Here is a 19357-nt window from a genome sequence, read left to right as displayed (position 1 = left end):
GGAACTGCCAGGCATCCAAATACAGTGTGCTGATATGGCTCAGTTGGTAGAGCGCACCCTTGGTAAGGGTGAGGTCCCCAGTTCGACTCTGGGTATCAGCACCAGTTACGTAAGAGTTCGGCGAATAAAGAATTTGCCTGGCGGCTTTAGCGCGGCGGTCCCACCTGACCCCATGCCGAACTCAGAAGTGAAACGCCGTAGCGCCGATGGTAGTGTGGGGTCTCCCCATGCGAGAGTAGGGAACTGCCAGGCATCAAACAAGAAAAAGCCCTTTGCATAAGCAAAGGGCTTTTTTCTTTTCTGCGCTTTGTCTTTTTACCCACAAAAAACCCCGGAACCTGTCCGGGGCCGTTGACGCTGTGCTCAGCGTTAATGGATAACCTGCGATAAAAACGCGCGCGTACGTTCAGACGTCGGGTTTGAAAAGAAAGTTTCCGGCGGCGCCATCTCCACGATCTCGCCGCGATCCATAAAGATCACGCGATCGGCCACGGTACGGGCAAACCCCATCTCATGAGTAACGCACAGCATTGTCATGCCGTCTTCCGCCAGCCCAATCATGGTATCCAGCACCTCTTTAACCATCTCGGGATCCAGCGCTGAGGTCGGCTCATCGAACAACATAATCTTCGGTTTCATGCAGAGCGAACGCGCAATCGCCACGCGCTGCTGCTGTCCGCCAGAGAGCTGGCCCGGAAACTTATGCGCATGCTCGGCGATGCGTACGCGCTCCAGGTAGTGCATCGCCAGCGCTTCTGCCTCTTTTTTCGCGGTCTTACGCACCCAGATGGGCGCCAGCGTGCAGTTCTGCAGCACCGTCAGGTGCGGAAAAAGATTGAAGTGCTGAAACACCATACCCACTTCGGTACGCACGCGTTCGATGTTGCGTACATCATCATTCAGATGGATGCCGTCGACAACGATGCGTCCTTGCTGATGCTCTTCCAGATGGTTAATGCAGCGGATCGTCGTAGACTTACCGGAACCGGAAGGGCCGCACAGCACGATACGCTCGCGCGGCTTCACCTGCAGGTTAATATCTTTCAGGACATGAAACTGCCCATACCATTTATTCACGTTCTCGAGCGAAATCATCAAAGCTGAATCGTGATGCAAATGTTGTGTCATGGAAAACCTCAATGCGATTTACGCCCGGTGTGAAAGCGCTTTTCCAGATGCTGGCTATAGCGCGACATGCTAAAACAGAAAATCCAGTAAACCAGCGCGGCAAAGACATAGCCTTCGGTCGACATCCCGAGCCAGGCGGGATCGACGGTAGCCTGCTGCACGCTGCTGAACAGATCGAAAAGGCCGATAATGATTACCAGACTGGTATCTTTGAACAGCGCGATAATGGTGTTCACCAGGCCGGGGATCGTGAGCTTCAGCGCCTGTGGTAAAATCACCAGCAGCTGAGTTTTCCAGTAGCCGAGCGCCAGCGACTCTGCCGCTTCATACTGACCTTTCGGCAGCGCCTGCAAACCGCCGCGCACCACTTCGGCGACGTAAGCTGACTGGAACAAAATCACCCCAACTAGCGCGCGCACCAGCTTATCGATGCTGGTGCCTTCCGACATAAACAGCGGCAGCATCACCGACGACATAAACAGCACGGTAATCAACGGCACGCCGCGCCAGAACTCGATAAAAATGATCGATAGCGTACGCACGACCGGCATACGCGAGCGACGTCCCAGCGCCAGCAGAATACCCAGCGGCAGCGCGCCGGCGATGCCGACCGCGGCGATAATCAGCGTTAGCGTTAGCCCGCCCCACTGGCGCGTCTCGACGTGCTCCAGGCCAAACAGGCCGCCATACATCAGCATCCAGACGACGAGGGGATAGATTACCGCCCAGCAGGCGATATAGCGGCCGCGATGCGGAAGAGATTTCACAAACATCGGGATAATCGAGGCGACGCCCAGCACCAGCGCCAGTTTAATACGCCAGCGCAGCTCGTGCGGATAGAGTCCATACATAAACTGGCCGAAGCGCGCATGAATAAATACCCAGCATGCGCCCTCTTTGGTGCAGTCGGCGCGCGTTTCGCCAATCCAGTTTGCCTGGAATACCAGCCACTCCAGCGCGGGCGGGATCACCTCCCACATCAGCCAGAGGCAAAACAGCGTCAGCAGCGTATTAAACCAGCTGGAGAAGAGATTTTTTCGCGCCCAGACCCAGGCGCGGCTCAGCGGCGTGGTGGCTGCCGGCGAGGCTTCGTGTGTAGTAACAGACATCGTCATCCCGTTCTCTTAGCGCTCGACCAGCGCAATTTTGCGGTTATAGATATTCATCAACAGCGAAATCACCAGGCTGATCACCAGATAGACGCCCATGGTGATAGCGATAGTTTCAATCGCCTGGCCGGTCTGGTTCAGCACCGTGCCGGCAAACAGCGACACCATATCGGGGTAGCCGATCGCGGCCGCCAGCGAGGAGTTTTTTACGATGTTGAGGTACTGACTGGTAAGCGGCGGAATAATGACGCGCATCGCCTGCGGGATAATGACCTGACGCAGCGTCACCGGATTGGGCAAGCCCAGCGAGCGTGCGGCTTCATGCTGGCCGTGCGGCACGGACTGAATACCGGCGCGGATCACCTCGGCGATAAACGATGAGGTGTAGACAGAGAGCGCCAGAGTCAGCGCCGCCAGCTCCGGGATCATTACGAAGCCGCCGCGGAAGTTAAAGCCGCGCAGCGTCGGCACGTCCCAGTGCGTGGCGGCGCCGAATCCCAGGTGCGCCACCACAGGAAACAGCACGAACATGGCGAGAGCGGCGGGCCAGGTGCGGCGCAGCTGGCCGGTCTTGAGCTGATATTTGCGATGATAGCGGAACAGCGCATAGCTGCCCGCGGCGGCCAGTGCCAGCGCAACGATAAAGGGTCCGGAGCCTGGCGCATACTGCGGCCAGGGCACATAGAGCCCGCGGTTGCTGACGAAGGCGAGATCGAAGGCGCTTAACGCCTGACGCGGGCCGGGAAGATTACGCAGCACCGCGAAGTACCAGAAGAAGATCTGCAGCAGCGGCGGAATATTGCGGAAGGTTTCGATATAGATAGTCGAGAGCTTGCGCAGCAGCCAGTTATCCGACAGGCGCGCCAGGCCGATGAAAAATCCCAGCAGCGACGCGAAAACGATGCAGAGCGCAGAAACCAGCAGAGTATTGGTCAGGCCCACCAGAAACACGCGCGCGTAGGTATCGCCTTCGGTGTACTCGATGAGATGCTGGACAATACCGAAACCGGCGCTGCGCTCAAGAAAGCCGAATCCGGACGTAATACCACGGCTGGCAAGGTTGATAATCGTATTGTGGATCAGATAACCCACCACGATAACCACCGCAACAATGGCGATAATCTGGTAAAGCCAGGCGCGAACCGCGGGATTACCGAATGAAATGTCCCTTTTCACGCTTGGGCGTTGTGACATGTTGAAACCTCAGAGACAAAGCGCAGGCAGGACGCCGCGCAACGCGGCGTCCCGTTAACATGTGTGATTAGCGGACCGGTGGGGCGTACTGAATGCCGCCCTGATTCCACAGCGCGTTCTGGCCGCGCGCAATCTTCAGCGCGCTGTCTTTGCCCACGTTGCGATCAAACACTTCCTGGTAGTTGCCGACTTGCTTGATGATGTTATAGGCCCACTTGTTGTCGAGCTTCAGGTCTTTGCCAAAGTCGCCTTCGGCGCCCAGCAGATGCGCCATATCCGGCGTAGTCGGCTTGGCGGTCATCTGATCAACATTCTTCGAGTTGATGCCCATCTCTTCCGCGTTCAGCATAGCGTAGAGCGACCACTTCACGATAGTGAACCAGTCATCGTCGCCGCGACGCACGACCGGGCCCAGCGGCTCTTTCGAGATCACTTCCGGCAGTACGATAAACTCGTCCGGCTTGCCGAGTTTGATACGCAGCGCGTAGAGCTGCGACTGATCGGACGCCAGCGTATCGCAGCGACCGCTGTCGAGCGCCTTGGCAGATTCGTCAGAGCGATCGAAGGTCACCGGGGTGTACTGCATTTTGTTGGCTTTGAAGAAGTCCGCCACGTTAAGCTCGGTATCGGTGCCCGCCTGAATACAGACCGTTGCGCCGTCCAGCTCTTTCGCACTTTTCAGGCCTGCTTTCTGGTGAGTCAAAAAGCCGATGCCGTCATAGTAGTTCACGCCAGCAAACAGGAAGCCCATGCCGCCGTCGCGCGAAGAAGTCCAGGTCGTGTTGCGCGACAGAATATCCACTTCGCCTGACTGCAGCGCGGTGAAACGCTCTTTCGCGGTCAGCGGCGTATATTTCACTTTGCTGGCGTCGCCGAAAACGGCGGCGGCTGCCGCGCGGCAGACGTCAACGTCGATGCCGGAGAATTTGCCGCTGGCGTCAGCATAGGAGAAGCCCGGCAGACCATCGCTGATACCGCACTGCACAAAACCTTTCTTCTTAATCGCATCCAGCGTGGTGCCAGCGTGCGCCTGCTGAGTAACCGCGAGGAGCGCAGCGGCGGCGACCAACGTAGAGAGCATCATCTTTTTCATAAAGCATCCTGTGTGGCGTAATTATTTTGTTATGTTTGATGCGCGCTCTGCAGCGCGCTATTACCTGTCTGTGGCGGTCAGCCACGCATAGCATTGCAAAGCCAGTGCCAGGTTTGCAGAAACGTGAGTGGGCTGGAAAGATCTCTTATTAATCTGAAGAAGCAGGAAAGCAGCGTTACTATCGCGCACCAAAAGGAAGCAAAGCGAGTCGCCCCGATCACAATTAGTGCAAATAGTTTCACTATATGGAAGCAATGTGAGCCAAAGCTCAGGAAAGGATGTATGTGGAAGATGAGTTACGCTTTTCGACAATGGAGATCACTCAGCGGGCGTCAGCGCTGGCGCTGCGGGGAAACAAGGGAAGAAAAGGGAAGATGCGTCAGGGAAGAATGGAAATCAATGCGCAGGTAATTTTCACTGGCGCGATTGCAACTAAGGTTACCATTTGCGAGCGAGTTGTTTCATCGCTTTCAGCGTGAATGCGAAACGCTGCGCAAATAAAAACGCCAGCACTCAGGCTGGCGTCATTTACCGCATCAACTAAAAATCAGTTCATGCCGTATTTTTTCAGTTTCTTACGCAGAGTACCACGGTTGATACCCATCATCAGCGCAGCACGGGTCTGGTTGCCACGGGTATACTGCATCACCATGTCCAACAGGGGCTGCTCGACTTCAGCCAGTACCAGCTCATAGAGGTCATTAACATCCTGACCGTTCAGTTGAGCAAAATAGTTCTTCAGTGCCTGTTTAACCGAATCACGCAGAGGCTTTTGCGTCACCTGATCCTGTGAGTTAACGGTAGAAACGGTCAGTACGTCAGAATTTACGCGTTGTTCGAACATAGTTCTTTCAGCTCTTTATTTCGTTTACGCAAGATTTTCGAAGTATGCCTCCAACGCCTCCAGCTGTTCGCTGGCATCCTCTATGGCGTTGAATGTGCGCCGAAACTGGTCATTAGGGGCATGCTCCTGCAAATACCAGGAGACGTGCTTTCGCGATATACGGTATCCCTTGCATGGACCATAAAAGTCGTGCAGCTCACGTATATGCGCAACGAGCATACGCTTCACCTCTGCCAGCGGCAGCGGCGCAAGCAGCTCCCCAGTGTCCAGATAATGCTGGATTTCCCGGAAGATCCACGGTCTTCCCTGAGCCGCGCGGCCTATCATCAGGGCATCGGCCCCCGTATAGTCAAGCACGGCTCTGGCTTTATGCGGGTCAGTTATGTCGCCATTCGCGATAACGGGAATGGTGACACTCTGCTTAACTGTCCGAATGCTGTCGTATTCAGCTTCCCCGTTGAACAGGCAGGCACGAGTGCGTCCATGTATCGTCAGGGCCTGAATGCCACAGCGTTCAGCCAATTGGGCAATCTCTACACAGTTACGGTTTTCCGTATCCCAGCCGGTGCGAATCTTCAGCGTAACGGGCACATCCACTGCGTTAACCACGGCGGTGAGAATAGATTTCACCAGCTCGGGATACTGCAGCAGCGCTGAGCCTGCCATCTTGCGATTCACTTTTTTGGCCGGGCAACCCATGTTGATATCGATGATCTGCGCGCCAGACGCCACGTTAATACGCGCGGCCGCCGCCATATCATCGGGATCGCAACCTGCTATCTGCACGGCGCGAACGCCGGGCTCGTCACTGTGCACCATACGCAAACGGGATTTGTCACTGGCCCAGACTTCAGGGTTAGATGACAGCATCTCGGAGACCGCCATACCGGCGCCGTTCTCAAAACAGAGCGTGCGGAACGGCCTGTCGGTAATCCCGGCCATCGGCGCAGCAATGAGTCGATTACGTAGCTGGTGGTGTCCAATGCGCATGAAGAAGAAGTGACCGTAACTGTTCGCAAGGCGGCGTATATTACGCATTTTTTACCGAAGATGAAAGGCCAAACTTTGAACAATTCGCCGTAAATAACGGGATAAAGACGGTTAAACAGCAGTCAATTTTTTAATTATTATTAATATTCAATAGCTTAAAAAAATATGCTGAAATTGTGAACAAAAATTTTTCTCAAAACATGGCGTAAATCACAACATAAAAAGCGCCACATCAGGCAATTAACCAGAGATATGACGCCCATGTGCTGCTTTATTGCGCAATTTGATTGCGGCCGGAACGTAATTAACGAGCTGGGGCGCGCTTTGGTTTAGCTCAAGATAAAAGCAGGGCGGCGTAACCGACCTGCGATCATATTAGCGGCGCACGCCGGTAATGCGGCACCACTCCTCTTTTTCCGCCACCGGATCGAGCGTGAAGCGATCGGCATAGGCTTCGCAAACGCTCTCCGCCTGGCTGGCCAGCACGCCGGAAAGACCCAAATGGCCGCCCGCTTTCGGCAGCACGCCAATCAGCGGCGCCAGCTCGCGCAGCGGACCGGCGAGAATATTGGCGACCACGACGTCGGCCTGCAGGTTCTCAGGCTGTTGATGCGGCAGATAGAGCGACAGGCGATCGGCGACGCCGTTGCGCTCTGCATTATCGCGGCTGGCCTGGATCGCCTGCGGATCGATATCGATGCCGATCGCCTGCGCTGCGCCCAGCTTCAGCGCGGCAATCGCCAGAATGCCGGAACCGCAGCCGAAATCGATCACCGTTTTGCCCGCCAGATCCAGGCCGTCCAGCCAGGTGAGGCAGAGCGACGTGGTCGGGTGAGTGCCGGTGCCGAACGCCAGGCCCGGATCGAGCATGACGTTAACGGCGTCAGGATCTGGCACGTCGCGCCAGCTTGGGCAGATCCAGAGGCGCTCGCCGAAGCGCATCGGATGAAAGTTATCCATCCACTCGCGCTCCCAGTCTTTATCTTCGATCTGTTCGATCTTATGGCGAAAGCCGGATCCCAGCAGAGGATGCTGGCTCAGCTCTGCGACCACATCCTCCATCTCCGTTTCCGCGTCGAACAGGCCGATTACGTCGGTATCGCCCCACAGGCGCGTTTCACCCGGCAGCGGCTCGTAAACCGGATTATCGTGCGTATCCTGAAAGGTCACGGAGACCGCGCCGCTCTCCATCAGCGCATCGCTGAGGGGTTCGGCGTGCTCGCCGGTACTGTTAATTTTGATTTGAATCCATGGCATAGCGTTTCTCTTTATTCCAGCGCGGCATCAGGCGCGCGGCCAAACAGATTACCGACCAGAAAAGCCAGCAGGCTTATGGTCAATGACGGAACGATAGGGTGAAAGCCACCCCATTGAATATTGAGGCTGGCAAGCAGCGTGTAGCTTCCGGCGCCCGCCAGCATGCCGGAGATGGCGCCGGCAGCGTTGGCGCGCGACCAGTAAAGGCCAAGCACCAGCGGCCAGAGGAAAACGGCTTCCAGACCGCCAAAGGCCAGCAGATTGAGCCAGATAATCATATCTGGTGGATTCCACGCCGCCAGCAGCAGCAGCGCGCCCAGCAAGAAGGTAATGGTGCCGGATAGCAGGCGCAGGCGCGCTTCGTTTTCACTCTGCTGCGGCGCGATGCGCAGATAGAGATCTTTAATCAGGGTAGCGGAGGATTGCAGCAGCTGCGCGTTGATGGTCGACATGATCGCCGCCATCGGCGCGGCGAGAAACACGCCCGCGGCCATCGGCGGCAGCACGGTGATCATCAGCGTCGGGATGACGCGATCGGGAATAGTGAGATCCGGCAGGATCACTCGACCAAGCGCGCCGGCCAGATGCATGCCGAGCATCAGCACCACTACCACGATGGTGCCGAGAATAATGCCGCGATGCATCGCTTTGCTGTCTTTATAAGAGATGCAGCGCACGGCGGTATGCGGCAGACCGATAACGCCGAAACAGACCAGCACGGCGAAGGAGCTAAGGAACGTCGGGTTGATAACGTTATCGACTCCTTCCGGCGAAACCAGTTGCGGATCGATAGCGCGCAGTTTGGTCACCGCGGTGTCGAGCCCGCCCGCCTGATGAATGACGGCGAACAGCAGCAGAAAGGTGCCCACCAGCATCACCAGGCCCTGCATGGCGTCGTTGAGCACGCTGGCGCGGAAGCCGCCGAAGGCGGTATAGAGCGCGATAGTGCCGCCGAAAATCAGCAGGCCGGTATCGTAAGGAATGCCCGCAGCGGTTTCCAGCAGGCGCGCGCCGCCGATAAACTGCACCGTCATCGCGCCGATAAAGGCTACCAGCAAGCTGATACTCGCCAGCCAGATCAGCAGCGTGCTGCGATAGCGGGCATAAAGCATATCGTTTAGCGTCACCGCATTATAGCGGCGCGCCAGAATAGCGAATTTCTTCCCTAACACGCCGAGCGACAGCCACACCGCCGGCACCTGAATCATCGCCAGCAGTACCCAGCCGAGGCCATATTTATAGGCCGCGCCGGGTCCGCCGATAAACGAACTGGCGCTGATATAGGTAGTGGTGACGGTCATCGCCAGCACAAAACCGCCCATAGAGCGGCTGCCGAGAAAATATTCCGTGAGAAAACTGCCCTGGCGCTGTTTGCGCATGGCAAACACCGACAGCCCGGCGATCAGCGCCAGGTAAGCCAGCAGCGGAAGAATGATTTCAGTTTCCATCGTTATCCTCTAACGGCATATCGCGGAACACCAGACGTACCATCAGCCAGCACAGCACGATAAACAGCAGCGGGGCAAACACGCAGGAGAGTTCAAACCAGCGGGGCAGACCGATCACGCCAGCCTCATCGCCGCCCAGCCACGCGGAGACGCCCCAGACGGCCAGATAGGCGAGCGTCAGGTAGAGCGCCCAGCGCGCCTCTTTATTCGCTTGCAGAAAACGCCAGTCCATTATGCAACCTCTACGGCGACAAAAATGAAAAAGGCCGGTATTACCGGCCTGGTCTTGTTGACAAGGTGCCAACCTGGGCGCTGTCAGCAGTCAGTAACCCCGCCGGCATCACCCTTGCTGTTGCGCTTACTTATCGTACAGTCCAAGTTTCTTTTCCAGATAGTGGATGTTGGTGCCACCCTGCTGGAAGTATTCGTCGGACATGATGCGCATTTGCAGCTCGATATTGGTCTTGATGCCGTCGATGATCAGCTCAGCCAGCGCATTTTTCATGCGGGCGATCGCCACGTCGCGGGTTTCGCCATAGCAGATCAGCTTGCCGATCATGGAATCATAGTACGGCGGCACGCTGTAGCCGGCGTAAATATGCGATTCCCAACGCACGCCAAAACCGCCCGGCGCGTGGAAACGGGTGATTTTGCCCGGGCTCGGCAGGAAGGTGTTGGGATCTTCCGCGTTGATACGGCACTCGACCGCATGGCCGCGAATGATCACGTCTTCCTGCTTGATAGAGAGCGGCTGACCGGCAGCGATGCGTAGCTGCTCTTTGATCAGATCCACGCCGGTGATCATCTCGGTAACCGGATGCTCGACCTGAATACGGGTGTTCATCTCGATAAAGTAGAACTCGCCGTTTTCATACAGGAACTCGAAGGTGCCTGCGCCGCGGTAGCCGATTTCGATACAGGCGTTAGAACAGCGCTCGCCGATGTAGCGGCGCAGTTCCGGCGTAATGCCCGGCGCTGGCGCTTCTTCGACCACTTTCTGGTGGCGACGCTGCATAGAACAGTCGCGCTCGGCCAGATAGATCGCGTTACCCTGGCCGTCGGCCAGCACCTGAATCTCGATATGACGCGGATTCTCGAGATACTTCTCCATGTAGACCATGTCGTTGTTGAAAGCCGCTTTGGCTTCCGCTTTCGTCATGTTGATGGACTGCTCGAGCTCTTTATCGCTGCGCACGACGCGCATGCCGCGACCGCCGCCGCCGCCGGACGCTTTGATGATGACCGGATAACCGATACGCTTAGCGATAGCGCGGTTTTTCTCCATGTCGTCGCCCAGCGAGCCGTCGGAACCAGGTACGGTCGGCACGCCCGCTTTTTTCATCGCGTTGATGGCGGAAACTTTGTCGCCCATCAGGCGGATGGTGTCCGCTTTCGGGCCGATAAAGATAAAGCCGGAACGCTCAACCTGCTCGGCGAAGTCGGCGTTCTCAGAGAGAAAGCCGTAGCCGGGGTGGATGGCGACCGCGCCGGTAATCTCGGCGGCGGAGATCAGCGCCGGGATGTTGAGATAGCTTTTAACCGACTGCGCCGGGCCGATGCAGACGGTTTCGTCCGCCAGCAGCACGTGTTTCAGATCGCGGTCTGCGGTGGAGTGCACCGCTACGGTCTTGATGCCCAGCTCTTTACAGGCGCGGAGAATACGCAGCGCGATTTCACCGCGGTTAGCAATGACAATTTTATCCAGCATGGTGCGCCTCGTTATTCGATGACGACCAGCGGCTCGTCAAATTCAACCGGCTGGCCGCTTTCGACCAGAATGGCTTTCACGACGCCAGATTTATCGGCTTCGATCTGGTTCATCATCTTCATCGCTTCAACGATGCAGAGCGTGTCGCCAGCGTTAACTTTCTGTCCGATTTCAATAAAGGCTTTCGCGTCCGGGCTCGGCGTGCGATAGAAGGTGCCGACCATCGGCGAACGCACGATATGGCCGCTGATTTCAGCAGGCTTGGCGGACTCTACGACCGGCGCTGCGATCGGCGCGACGGCGGTGGCTAACGCAGGCTGCGGAGCTGGCGCAGCGTAAGCCTGCTGCATAACGGGATAACCCACATTGGCAGGTGCACGGCTGATACGAACGGACTCTTCGCCCTCAGAAATTTCCAGCTCAGCGATGCCGGATTCTTCAACCAGTTCGATCAGTTTTTTAATTTTACGAATATCCATGAGTGTGGTTCCGTACTCTGTTTAATTGGAGTGAGACAGGCGTTTTACTGCCGTTTGTAAAGCCCATGAGTAGCCGTCGGCGCCTAAACCGCAAATGACGCCGGCGGATACGTCGGAAAGATAGGAGTGATGGCGGAAAGGTTCACGCGCGTGCACGTTAGAGAGGTGCACCTCGATAAAAGGAATGCTTACCGCCAGAAGGGCATCGCGCAATGCTACGCTGGTGTGCGTAAATGCAGCGGGATTAATGATGATGTAATCCACATTGCCTCTGGCCTCATGAATGCGATCGATCAGCTGATATTCCGCATTGGACTGCAAATGACTCAGTTCCACATCGAGCTGGTCCGCCTGCGCGGCCAAATCGCTGACGATCTGCTGCAGCGTAGCGCGACCATACTTTTCCGGCTCGCGAGTGCCCAGCAAATTAAGGTTGGGACCGTTCAAAAGCAGAATGTGAAATTTATGCGCCATCGTGCTGCCATCTCCCGCAATCATTGAGGCATCGCGTAAAATACCTTGCTATCTTCCGTTTGTCACCCGCCGCGCCCAAAAAGGCGACGCCGCGCGCAACAAAGCCGGGCATTATATCCGTTTCGGGGCAATTCGCAGCAAAATACTGGTCTTATCTGCGAAGTTGATCCAGCGTGGCCCGAAGGCCACACCTTTTATCAGAAATAACGGGGAGAAGACAACTTAGCGCGGCAACCACTGACGAAACTTTTTGTAACGCCACGCTAACAACGCCAGCGCGCCCAGCGCGTAAAGCAGCGGCTGAGGCGAGAGCACCTTCACCGACCAGAGATAGTGAATCGGAGCGAGGATCGCCGCCAGATAGATAAAGTTATGCAGCGTTTGCCAGCGGCGGCCAAGTTTGCGCTGGGCGCGCTGGAACGAGGTCGCCGCGAGCGCCAGCAGAATCAGCCAGGTCAGGATGCCCAGCGTAAGATAGGGACGCGTGACCAGCTCGCGGCCCAGCAGCCCCAGGTTATCGACGCCCAGCTCCAGCAGGTAATAACTCAGCAGATGAAGAGAGGCCCAGACGAAGGTCCAGACGCCGAGCAGGCGGCGAGTGCGGATCAGCAGCGGCTGTTTCGCGTAGCGCGTCAGCGGCGACACCAGCAGCGTGCCCAGCAGCAGCTTCAGCGCCATTCTGCCGGTGAAGTGCTGAATATCCTTCGCCGGGTCGGCGCTCAGCCAGCCCTGGTTCGCCGCCATAAAGAGATAGACCAGCGGCAAAAACGCCGCCAGATGCAGGACCGCCTTGAGCCAGACGATCTGTTTCAGCGTCAGGCGCACTCAGTAATTCTCCCGCAAATCGAGCCCGCGATAAAGAGAGGCCACCTCGTCGGCGTAGCCGTTAAACAGCAGCGTCGGCTGACGTTTCACGCTGAGCGTACCGCCGGGGCCGATAAAGCGTTCGGTCGCCTGCGACCAGCGCGGATGGTCGACGTGCGGATTAACATTGGCATAAAAACCATATTCGTTTGCCGCGATCTGATTCCAGGTCGTCGGCGGGCGGTCGCGCGTCAGGGTAATCTTGACGATCGATTTAATGCCTTTAAAACCATATTTCCACGGCACGGTCAGGCGAATCGGCGCGCCGTTCTGCGGCGGCAGCGCTTTGCCGTAGACGCCGGTGCTGAGCAGAGTCAGCGGGTGCATCGCCTCGTCGAGGCGCAGACCTTCCACGTAGGGGTAGTCCAGCCCGCCGCCGATAAAGCGATCTTTCTGGCCCGGCATCTGATCGGGCGCATAGAGCGTCTGAAACGCGACGAAGCGCGCATTGCTGTTGGGCTCCGCCAGCTTCAGCAGCTTATTAAGCTCGAAACCGACCCAGGGCACCACCATCGACCAGGCCTCGACGCAGCGCATGCGATAGATACGCTGCTCCATCGCGAACTTTTTGAAAATATCGTCCATATTCAGCGTAATCGGCTTCGCCACTTCGCCATCGATGGTCAGTTGCCAGGGGTCGGTTTTCAGCGTGCCGGCGTTGGCGGCGGGGTCCGCCTTATCAAGGCCGAATTCATAGAAGTTGTTATAGCCGGCGACCTTATCTTCCGGCGTCAGCGTCAGGCTGGCCTGATACTTTTCCGGCTTGCTAAAGGTTAGCGGGCGTCCGGCCGGCGCGGCGGGGCGATCGTTGCCTTTGAACCAGCTCAGCACGTCCGCCTGCGCGACGCCGGGCATGCCGAGCGCCGCGGCGCTCAGGCCGAGGGTTTTCAGCACCTGGCGGCGCCGCATATTAAAGATGCTTTCCGGCGTAACGTCGGCTTCAGTCAGATATTTTGTGGGTTTCATCGCTCACCTCCCGGCTCGAATATGCCTTCCAGCATGATGACTATTGCCGATCGCCGCGACTTTCGCCGCTAAAATATGAAATTTCCTGGCGCGACGCGCCGATGAGAATGCGCCGAAAAGCTGAACGACCCGGGCTAACCGTTGTCTGGTACGGATATACTTGCTCATCTTACGCAGCGGCGCTGCCGCAGAGCGGGATTTATGCTATTTTGCTCGCGCTTGCGTCAGGCGCGGCGCAGGGCGGGCGTAAATGGGTCATTACCGCAGCGAATAGGCACAGGGATGCGATTAACCACGAAACTATCTGCGTTTATTACATTTTTAAGCTTACTGGCGATGTTTTTGATGCTGGTGGGCTGCGCTTTTAGCGTTTACTGGCTAACCCATCAGCGCGTCGAAGGACGCGTGCAGACGCTGGCGACCGAAGTGGATCAGGCGCTGCTGAAGCAACCGCCTGACGCGCTGCGCGACTGGCTGCAGCACACCATGACGGTGATAAACACCGAGCGGATCGAGCTGCGCAACGGCGACGGAATCCTGTTCCGACTCAGCCGGCATGAAAATCCGATGCTGGAAGATGAAACCAACCGCTTTATCCAGTTCGACGTGCCGCTGGTTCATCAGCCGGGCGTAACGATGCGCGTCGTGGTGCTCGATCCCGCCAAAACCTGGTTCCAGTCCTTTACCGGCGTCTATACCCTGGCGGCGATCCTCTTTGTGGTGCTGGTGATGAGCCTGCTGCTGTTTATGATGCATTGCTGGCTCAACCGCCAGTGGCGCGGCATGGAGCGGCTGGAGAAACGTGCCGAGGCGATCCTGGCGGGCGAGCGGACGCAGCTGCGCAAAGGTGATGTCGACGAGTGGCCGCCGCGGGCCAGCAGCGCCATCGACGTGCTGCTGAACGATCTGCAGGAGGCGGGCGAGCAGCGCCTGCGCATCGACACGCTGATTCGCGCCTTTGCCGCGCAGGATAGCCGCACCGGCCTCAACAACCGGCTCTTTTTTGACAATCAGCTGGCGACGCTGCTGGAAGACCAGGAGGATGTCGGCACGCACGGCGTGGTGATGATGGTGCGCCTGCCCGATCTCGATATGCTCAATGAGACCCTGGGAACCACGCTGGTGGATGAGTATCTCTACGATCTGGTCAATATGCTCTCGACCTTCGTATTGCGCTACCCCGGTGCGCTGCTGGCCCGCTACTTTCGCAGCGACTTTGCGGTGCTGCTGCCGCACCGCAGCCTGAAAGAGGCCAACAGCATCGCAGATCAGCTCATTAACGCCGTCGATTCGCTGCCGCCGATGCGCATGGTGAACCGCGACGATCTGATTCATATCGGCATCAGCGCCTGGCACAGCGGGCAGAGCGTGTCGCAGGTAATGGACAACGTCGAGATGGCGACGCGGCGGGCGACGCTGCTGGGCGGCAACAACTGGTCCAACGGCGAGGGTAATCCCCTTGATGCCGGGCGCGGCAGCGTGCGCTGGCGAACCCTGCTGGAAAACACGCTGAGCCGCGGCGGCCCGCGTCTCTACCAGAAACCGGCGGTGCTGCTGGACGGCAGCGTGCATCATCGCGAGCTGCTGATGCGTATCTTCGACGGCGATAAAGAGGTGCTGGCGGCGGAGTTTATGCCGCTGGTGCTGCAGTTCGGCATGGCAGACGGCTGGGACCGTCAGCTGGTCACGCGTATCGCCGCTCTGTCTGACGTCTGGCCTGACGAAACTCTGGCGCTGCCGATCAATATCGACTCGCTGCTGCAGCGTCCTTTCTTTAACTGGCTGCAGAACATGCTGCTGCAGTGCACCAAAGCGCAAAGAAAACGATTTTTATTTGAACTTGCTGAGGCAGATGTCTGTCAACACATCAACCGTTTAGCGCCGATATTTCATGCGCTACAGGCATTCGGCTGTCGTATCGCCGTCGATCAGGCGGGTTTAACCGTGGTGAGTAGCGCCTATATCAGGCAATTCCCCATTGATTTAATCAAGCTTGATCCTGGCCTGGTGCGCAATATCGATCGGCGCACTGAAAATCAGCTGTTCGTGCAGAGCCTGCTGGAAGTGTGCAAATCCGCCCAGACGCAGGTGTTCGCGACGGGCGTACGCACGCATGCGGAATGGCAGACGCTGATCGGCCTGGGCGTATCGGGCGGGCAGGGCGATCTTTTTGCGCCTTCCCTGCCGGTAAACAGTAATGTGAAAAAGTATTCACAACGCTATCATATTTAGCCATTTCCGGTGGCAACCGCCTAAAGCCGGATCTGGGCGGCAGGAAGAGGCAGCGGCATTGCCAATATCCTGTGGCGGAAATGTTAGATTTTATGTCGAACGAGCGCGCCTGAACGGGCGCATGAAGCCAGTAAAACGGGTGAATACCGCTGTTTTGCACCCGTGAGTTCTCGTTGACGATCGTGTAAAGCCAAATTGGTCTATTTTTTCACCGAAGCAGAACGTTTTTGCGCCTTGTGGCGGCTTCGCGTGGTTGGTAAAGTAAGCGGATTTTATTTTCCGCCCCCAGCTTGCAGGATTATCCTTTAGATATGTTTAAAAAATTTCGTGGCATGTTTTCCAATGACTTGTCCATTGACCTGGGTACCGCGAATACCCTGATTTATGTAAAAGGACAAGGCATCGTGCTGAACGAGCCTTCCGTGGTTGCCATCCGCCAGGACCGTGCCGGTTCCCCAAAGAGCGTGGCGGCCGTTGGCCATGATGCAAAACAGATGCTCGGCCGTACGCCAGGTAATATTGCAGCGATTCGCCCGATGAAAGATGGCGTGATCGCGGACTTTTTCGTCACTGAAAAAATGCTGCAGCACTTTATTAAACAGGTGCACAGCAACAGCTTTATGCGTCCTAGCCCGCGCGTGCTGGTGTGCGTGCCGGTCGGCGCGACCCAGGTAGAGCGTCGCGCTATCCGTGAATCTGCGCAGGGCGCGGGCGCGCGTGAAGTCTTCCTGATCGAAGAGCCGATGGCGGCCGCGATCGGCGCTGGCCTGCCGGTTTCAGAAGCGACCGGCTCTATGGTGGTCGATATCGGCGGCGGCACCACCGAAGTGGCGGTCATCTCCCTGAACGGCGTGGTTTATTCATCCTCTGTCCGTATCGGCGGCGATCGCTTTGATGAAGCGATCATTAATTATGTGCGCCGTAACTACGGCTCGCTGATCGGCGAAGCGACGGCAGAGCGTATCAAACATGAGATCGGCTCCGCCTATCCGGGCGACGAAGTGCGCGAAATCGAAGTACGCGGCCGTAACCTCGCGGAAGGGGTGCCGCGCGGCTTTACGCTGAACTCTAATGAAATTCTGGAAGCGCTGCAGGAGCCGTTAACCGGCATCGTGAGCGCGGTAATGGTCGCGCTGGAGCAGTGCCCGCCGGAACTGGCGTCGGATATCTCCGAACGCGGCATGGTGTTGACCGGCGGCGGCGCGCTGCTGCGCAACCTGGATCGTCTGCTGATGGAAGAGACCGGCATTCCGGTGGTGGTCGCAGAAGATCCGCTGACCTGCGTGGCGCGCGGTGGCGGTAAAGCGCTGGAAATGATCGACATGCATGGCGGCGATTTGTTCAGCGAAGAATAATCGCCTCAATCGGCTGAGACCTGAATCGAAATGCGCAGGGAGTCGCGTGGAAGCTGACGCCGCGCGCGTTGGCGTCAGACGTCCAGCCCAGGGAAGTACGGCGATGGCCGTACTTCCTTACCTGTTGTCGAGGAACACGCAGAATATATGAAGCCGATTTTTAGCAGGGGGCCTTCCCTGCAGTTGCGCCTGTTTTTGGCGGTGATAGTAGCCATCGCGATTATCGTCGCCGATAGCCGCCTGGGTTCGTTTACCCAAATCCGCAACTATCTGGACACATCGGTCAGTCCGTTTTATTTCCTGGCCAACGGCCCGCGTCAGATTCTTGACGGTATTTCCGGTTCGCTGGCGTCGCGCCAGCAGCTTGAGCTGGAGAATAAAGCCCTGCGCCGCGAGCTTTTCCTGAAAAACAGCGACCTGCTGATGCTGGGGCAATATAAGCAGGAAAACGCACGCCTGCGCGAACTGCTCGGTTCGCCGCTGCGTCAGGACGAGCACAAGATGGTGACGCAGGTGATCTCCACCGGCACCGATCCTTACACCGATCAGGTGGTGATCGACAAAGGCAGCGTCAATGGCGTCTATGAAGGCCAGCCGGTCATCAGCGACAAAGGCGTCGTCGGTCAGGTTATCGCCGTCGGCCAGGTGACCAGCCGCGTGCTGCTGATTTGCGACGCGTCGCATGCGCTGCCGATTCAGGTGCTGCGCAACGATATTCGCGTCATCGCGGCAGGCAACGGCTGCACCGAAGATCTGCAGCTGGAGCACCTGCCGGGCAACACCGATATTCGCGTCGGCGATATGCTGGTGACCTCTGGCCTGGGCGGGCGTTTCCCGGAAGGTTATCCGGTCGCGGTGGTCTCTTCCGTCAAGGTGGATACACAGCGCGCCTATACCGTGATTCAGGCACGTCCGACCGCCGGTCTGCAGCGCCTGCGCTATCTGCTGCTGCTGTGGGGCGCGGATAAAAACGGCGACATGCCGATGGCGCCGGATGAAGTGCACCGCGTCGCCAACGAACGCCTGATGCAGATGATGCCGCAGGTGTTGCCGCCAGCGGGCGAGATGGGACCGCCAGCGCCAGCCAGCAGCGGCGGCACGCAAAGCGCGCCTGCTAACGCGCGCGGAGGCCAGCCTTGAGTCGTTACCGCAGCCAGGGTCGTTGGGTTATCTGGCTGTCCTTTCTTGTCGCCCTCGTGCTGCAGATCATGCCGTGGCCGGAACAGCTCTATATGTTCCGGCCTTCATGGATCCTGCTTATCCTGGTTTACTGGGTGCTGGCGCTACCGCACCGCGTCAACGTCGGCACCGGCTTCGTGCTGGGCGGGGTGATGGATCTGATCGCCGGCTCCACCCTTGGCGTACGCGCGCTGGCGCTCAGCATCATTGCCTATCTGGTCGCCTTTAAATTCCAGCTTTTCCGCAACTTAGCGTTGTGGCAGCAGGCGTTAATGGTTATGGTGCTGTCGCTGGCGGTGGATGTCATTGTCTTCTGGGCGGAATTTTTGGTGATCAACGTATCGTTCAGGCCGGAAATTTTCTGGAGCAGCGTTATCGACGGGATTCTCTGGCCCTGGCTATTCTTATTAATGAGAAAGATTCGTCGTCAGTTCGCTGTTCAGTAAGGAATTTTATGCTATCCCTCTATCTGGCTTCCGGTTCACCGCGTCGACGTGAGCTGCTGACGCAGCTTGGCCTCTCTTTTGAACGTCTCCATACCGATGTTGAAGAGCAACGCCGCCCTGATGAAGCGGCGGAAAGCTATGTGCGTCGCCTGGCGCATGATAAAGCGCGCGCCGGCGTCGCCGTGGCGGAACAGGACCTGCCGGTGCTGGGCGCGGATACTATCGTGGTGCTCAACGGCGACGTGCTGGAAAAACCGCGCGACGCCGCCGACGCCGCCAGCATGCTGGCGCGGCTCTCCGGCCAGACGCATCAGGTGATGACCGCCGTTGCGCTGGCGGATCGCGAGCGCGCGCTCGACTGCTTAGTGACGACGGACGTGACCTTTCGCCTGCTGAGCGCGGCGGAGATCGCCGACTATATCGCGACCGGCGAGCCGATGGACAAAGCCGGCGCCTATGGAATTCAGGGCACAGGTGGAAACTTTGTCCGTAAAATTAATGGAAGCTATCACGCGGTTGTCGGATTGCCGTTGGTTGAGACAGGCGAGTTATTCAGCCATTTTCAGTCACTGCGTGCCGTAAGGGGATAAC

General features: G+C 57.6%; 20 protein-coding genes, 1 tRNA gene and 1 rRNA gene. 8 read left to right on the top strand and 14 right to left on the bottom strand.

Annotated features, from left to right (window positions below; genetic code table 11):
• The first annotated feature begins 28 nt into the window (after positions 1-28).
• Together B3229_RS09120 and rrf are read left to right on the top strand one after the other, a co-directional pair.
• Positions 29-104, top strand: a tRNA-Thr gene (locus B3229_RS09120).
• 32 nt (positions 105-136) lie between these two features.
• A 5S ribosomal RNA gene (rrf, locus tag B3229_RS09115) occupies positions 137-252 on the top strand.
• A 117-nt stretch (positions 253-369) separates the two neighbouring features.
• Here the strand turns inward: rrf and B3229_RS09110 are convergent.
• The 4 genes from B3229_RS09110 to B3229_RS09095 all read right to left on the bottom strand — a co-directional run bounded on the left by B3229_RS09110 (position 370) and on the right by B3229_RS09095 (position 4524).
• Entirely contained in the window at positions 370-1128 is a 759-nt protein-coding gene (locus B3229_RS09110; protein ID WP_048785028.1) for an amino acid ABC transporter ATP-binding protein, read from the bottom strand.
• An 8-nt stretch (positions 1129-1136) separates the two neighbouring features.
• Positions 1137-2237 carry an amino acid ABC transporter permease gene (locus B3229_RS09105; RefSeq protein WP_286870401.1) on the bottom strand — a complete coding sequence of 367 codons (1101 nt, stop codon included), beginning with the start codon at positions 2235-2237 and terminating at the stop codon, positions 1137-1139.
• Positions 2238-2252: 15 nt separating this feature from the next.
• Positions 2253-3431 carry an amino acid ABC transporter permease gene (locus B3229_RS09100; RefSeq protein ID WP_048785024.1) on the bottom strand — a complete coding sequence of 393 codons (1179 nt, stop codon included), beginning with the start codon at positions 3429-3431 and terminating at the stop codon, positions 2253-2255.
• Positions 3432-3498: 67 nt separating this feature from the next.
• The gene (locus tag B3229_RS09095; protein ID WP_033792385.1) at positions 3499-4524 is read right to left on the bottom strand and encodes an amino acid ABC transporter substrate-binding protein; all 1026 of its coding nucleotides are present in this window, start codon (positions 4522-4524) and stop codon (positions 3499-3501) included.
• A 284-nt stretch (positions 4525-4808) separates the two neighbouring features.
• Here B3229_RS09095 and B3229_RS09090 point away from each other — a divergent pair, with 284 nt between their 5' ends.
• Positions 4809-5003, top strand: coding sequence for a hypothetical protein (locus B3229_RS09090; RefSeq protein ID WP_286870400.1), 195 nt, complete (start codon positions 4809-4811; stop codon positions 5001-5003).
• Between the two features lie 68 nt (positions 5004-5071).
• Here B3229_RS09090 and fis read toward each other — a convergent pair whose 3' ends face one another.
• The 10 genes from fis to msrP all read right to left on the bottom strand — a co-directional run bounded on the left by fis (position 5072) and on the right by msrP (position 13554).
• Complete coding sequence (gene fis / locus B3229_RS09085; protein WP_000462905.1) at positions 5072-5368, bottom strand: DNA-binding transcriptional regulator Fis; 297 nt, start codon at positions 5366-5368, stop codon at positions 5072-5074.
• A gap of 24 nt (positions 5369-5392) precedes the next feature.
• Positions 5393-6358, bottom strand: a complete 966-nt coding sequence (gene dusB / locus B3229_RS09080) for a tRNA dihydrouridine synthase DusB (RefSeq protein ID WP_286870411.1) — start codon at positions 6356-6358, stop codon at positions 5393-5395.
• 375 nt (positions 6359-6733) lie between these two features.
• Positions 6734-7615, bottom strand: a complete 882-nt coding sequence (prmA, locus tag B3229_RS09075) for a 50S ribosomal protein L11 methyltransferase (protein WP_286870399.1) — start codon at positions 7613-7615, stop codon at positions 6734-6736.
• A gap of 11 nt (positions 7616-7626) precedes the next feature.
• The gene (gene panF / locus B3229_RS09070) at positions 7627-9063 is read right to left on the bottom strand and encodes a sodium/pantothenate symporter (protein WP_048785020.1); all 1437 of its coding nucleotides are present in this window, start codon (positions 9061-9063) and stop codon (positions 7627-7629) included.
• The gene (locus B3229_RS09065) at positions 9053-9295 is read right to left on the bottom strand and encodes a YhdT family protein (protein ID WP_286870398.1); all 243 of its coding nucleotides are present in this window, start codon (positions 9293-9295) and stop codon (positions 9053-9055) included. Before B3229_RS09065 ends, panF begins: the two co-directional genes overlap by 11 nt.
• Before the next feature lie 126 nt (positions 9296-9421).
• Positions 9422-10771: an acetyl-CoA carboxylase biotin carboxylase subunit gene (gene accC / locus B3229_RS09060; protein ID WP_033754760.1), complete on the bottom strand. Its 1350-nt coding sequence runs from the start codon at positions 10769-10771 to the stop codon at positions 9422-9424.
• Between the two features lie 11 nt (positions 10772-10782).
• Positions 10783-11250 (bottom strand): acetyl-CoA carboxylase biotin carboxyl carrier protein, encoded by a 468-nt coding sequence (accB, locus tag B3229_RS09055; protein WP_048785016.1) that lies wholly within the window; start codon positions 11248-11250, stop codon positions 10783-10785.
• A gap of 21 nt (positions 11251-11271) precedes the next feature.
• Positions 11272-11724, bottom strand: a complete 453-nt coding sequence (gene aroQ, locus B3229_RS09050; RefSeq protein WP_033755287.1) for a type II 3-dehydroquinate dehydratase — start codon at positions 11722-11724, stop codon at positions 11272-11274.
• A gap of 222 nt (positions 11725-11946) precedes the next feature.
• Positions 11947-12549, bottom strand: coding sequence for a protein-methionine-sulfoxide reductase heme-binding subunit MsrQ (msrQ, locus tag B3229_RS09045; protein ID WP_286870397.1), 603 nt, complete (start codon positions 12547-12549; stop codon positions 11947-11949).
• On the bottom strand, positions 12550-13554 hold the full coding sequence (gene msrP / locus B3229_RS09040; protein WP_033754769.1) for a protein-methionine-sulfoxide reductase catalytic subunit MsrP: 1005 nt from the start codon (positions 13552-13554) through the stop codon (positions 12550-12552).
• A 282-nt stretch (positions 13555-13836) separates the two neighbouring features.
• Between msrP and csrD the strand changes: the two genes are divergently transcribed.
• The 5 genes from csrD to B3229_RS09015 all read left to right on the top strand — a co-directional run bounded on the left by csrD (position 13837) and on the right by B3229_RS09015 (position 19356).
• Complete coding sequence (gene csrD / locus B3229_RS09035; protein ID WP_286870396.1) at positions 13837-15786, top strand: RNase E specificity factor CsrD; 1950 nt, start codon at positions 13837-13839, stop codon at positions 15784-15786.
• Positions 15787-16097: 311 nt separating this feature from the next.
• A complete protein-coding gene (gene mreB / locus B3229_RS09030) occupies positions 16098-17141 on the top strand; it encodes a rod shape-determining protein MreB (RefSeq protein WP_003855260.1) in 1044 nt (347 codons plus the stop codon).
• A gap of 147 nt (positions 17142-17288) precedes the next feature.
• A complete protein-coding gene (mreC, locus tag B3229_RS09025) occupies positions 17289-18281 on the top strand; it encodes a rod shape-determining protein MreC (protein WP_286870395.1) in 993 nt (330 codons plus the stop codon).
• A complete protein-coding gene (gene mreD / locus B3229_RS09020) occupies positions 18278-18766 on the top strand; it encodes a rod shape-determining protein MreD (RefSeq protein WP_033754780.1) in 489 nt (162 codons plus the stop codon). The genes mreC and mreD overlap by 4 nt, the downstream gene beginning before the upstream one ends.
• 8 nt (positions 18767-18774) lie before the next feature.
• The gene (locus tag B3229_RS09015) at positions 18775-19356 is read left to right on the top strand and encodes a Maf family protein (RefSeq protein ID WP_048785009.1); all 582 of its coding nucleotides are present in this window, start codon (positions 18775-18777) and stop codon (positions 19354-19356) included.
• The last annotated feature ends 1 nt before the right edge of the window (position 19357 follow it).

Origin of the sequence: Pantoea sp. UBA5035, from assembly GCF_002415245.1 — a bacterium.
Lineage (GTDB): Bacteria > Pseudomonadota > Gammaproteobacteria > Enterobacterales > Enterobacteriaceae > Pantoea > Pantoea septica.
Note: the sequence above shows the minus strand (reverse complement) of the source record. Positions and strands in the feature narration are given on the sequence as shown.

Coding starts and splice junctions, on each gene's coding strand:
- B3229_RS09110 (WP_048785028.1), bottom strand. CDS start 1,128: ATGACACAACATTTGCATCACGATTCAGCTTTGATGATTTCGCTCGAG.
- B3229_RS09105 (WP_286870401.1), bottom strand. CDS start 2,237: ATGTCTGTTACTACACACGAAGCCTCGCCGGCAGCCACCACGCCGCTG.
- B3229_RS09100 (WP_048785024.1), bottom strand. CDS start 3,431: ATGTCACAACGCCCAAGCGTGAAAAGGGACATTTCATTCGGTAATCCC.
- B3229_RS09095 (WP_033792385.1), bottom strand. CDS start 4,524: ATGAAAAAGATGATGCTCTCTACGTTGGTCGCCGCCGCTGCGCTCCTC.
- fis (WP_000462905.1), bottom strand. CDS start 5,368: ATGTTCGAACAACGCGTAAATTCTGACGTACTGACCGTTTCTACCGTT.
- dusB (WP_286870411.1), bottom strand. CDS start 6,358: ATGCGCATTGGACACCACCAGCTACGTAATCGACTCATTGCTGCGCCG.
- prmA (WP_286870399.1), bottom strand. CDS start 7,615: ATGCCATGGATTCAAATCAAAATTAACAGTACCGGCGAGCACGCCGAA.
- panF (WP_048785020.1), bottom strand. CDS start 9,063: ATGGAAACTGAAATCATTCTTCCGCTGCTGGCTTACCTGGCGCTGATC.
- B3229_RS09065 (WP_286870398.1), bottom strand. CDS start 9,295: ATGGACTGGCGTTTTCTGCAAGCGAATAAAGAGGCGCGCTGGGCGCTC.
- accC (WP_033754760.1), bottom strand. CDS start 10,771: ATGCTGGATAAAATTGTCATTGCTAACCGCGGTGAAATCGCGCTGCGT.
- accB (WP_048785016.1), bottom strand. CDS start 11,250: ATGGATATTCGTAAAATTAAAAAACTGATCGAACTGGTTGAAGAATCC.
- aroQ (WP_033755287.1), bottom strand. CDS start 11,724: ATGGCGCATAAATTTCACATTCTGCTTTTGAACGGTCCCAACCTTAAT.
- msrP (WP_033754769.1), bottom strand. CDS start 13,554: ATGAAACCCACAAAATATCTGACTGAAGCCGACGTTACGCCGGAAAGC.
- csrD (WP_286870396.1), top strand. CDS start 13,837: ATGCGATTAACCACGAAACTATCTGCGTTTATTACATTTTTAAGCTTA.
- mreB (WP_003855260.1), top strand. CDS start 16,098: ATGTTTAAAAAATTTCGTGGCATGTTTTCCAATGACTTGTCCATTGAC.
- mreC (WP_286870395.1), top strand. CDS start 17,289: ATGAAGCCGATTTTTAGCAGGGGGCCTTCCCTGCAGTTGCGCCTGTTT.
- B3229_RS09015 (WP_048785009.1), top strand. CDS start 18,775: ATGCTATCCCTCTATCTGGCTTCCGGTTCACCGCGTCGACGTGAGCTG.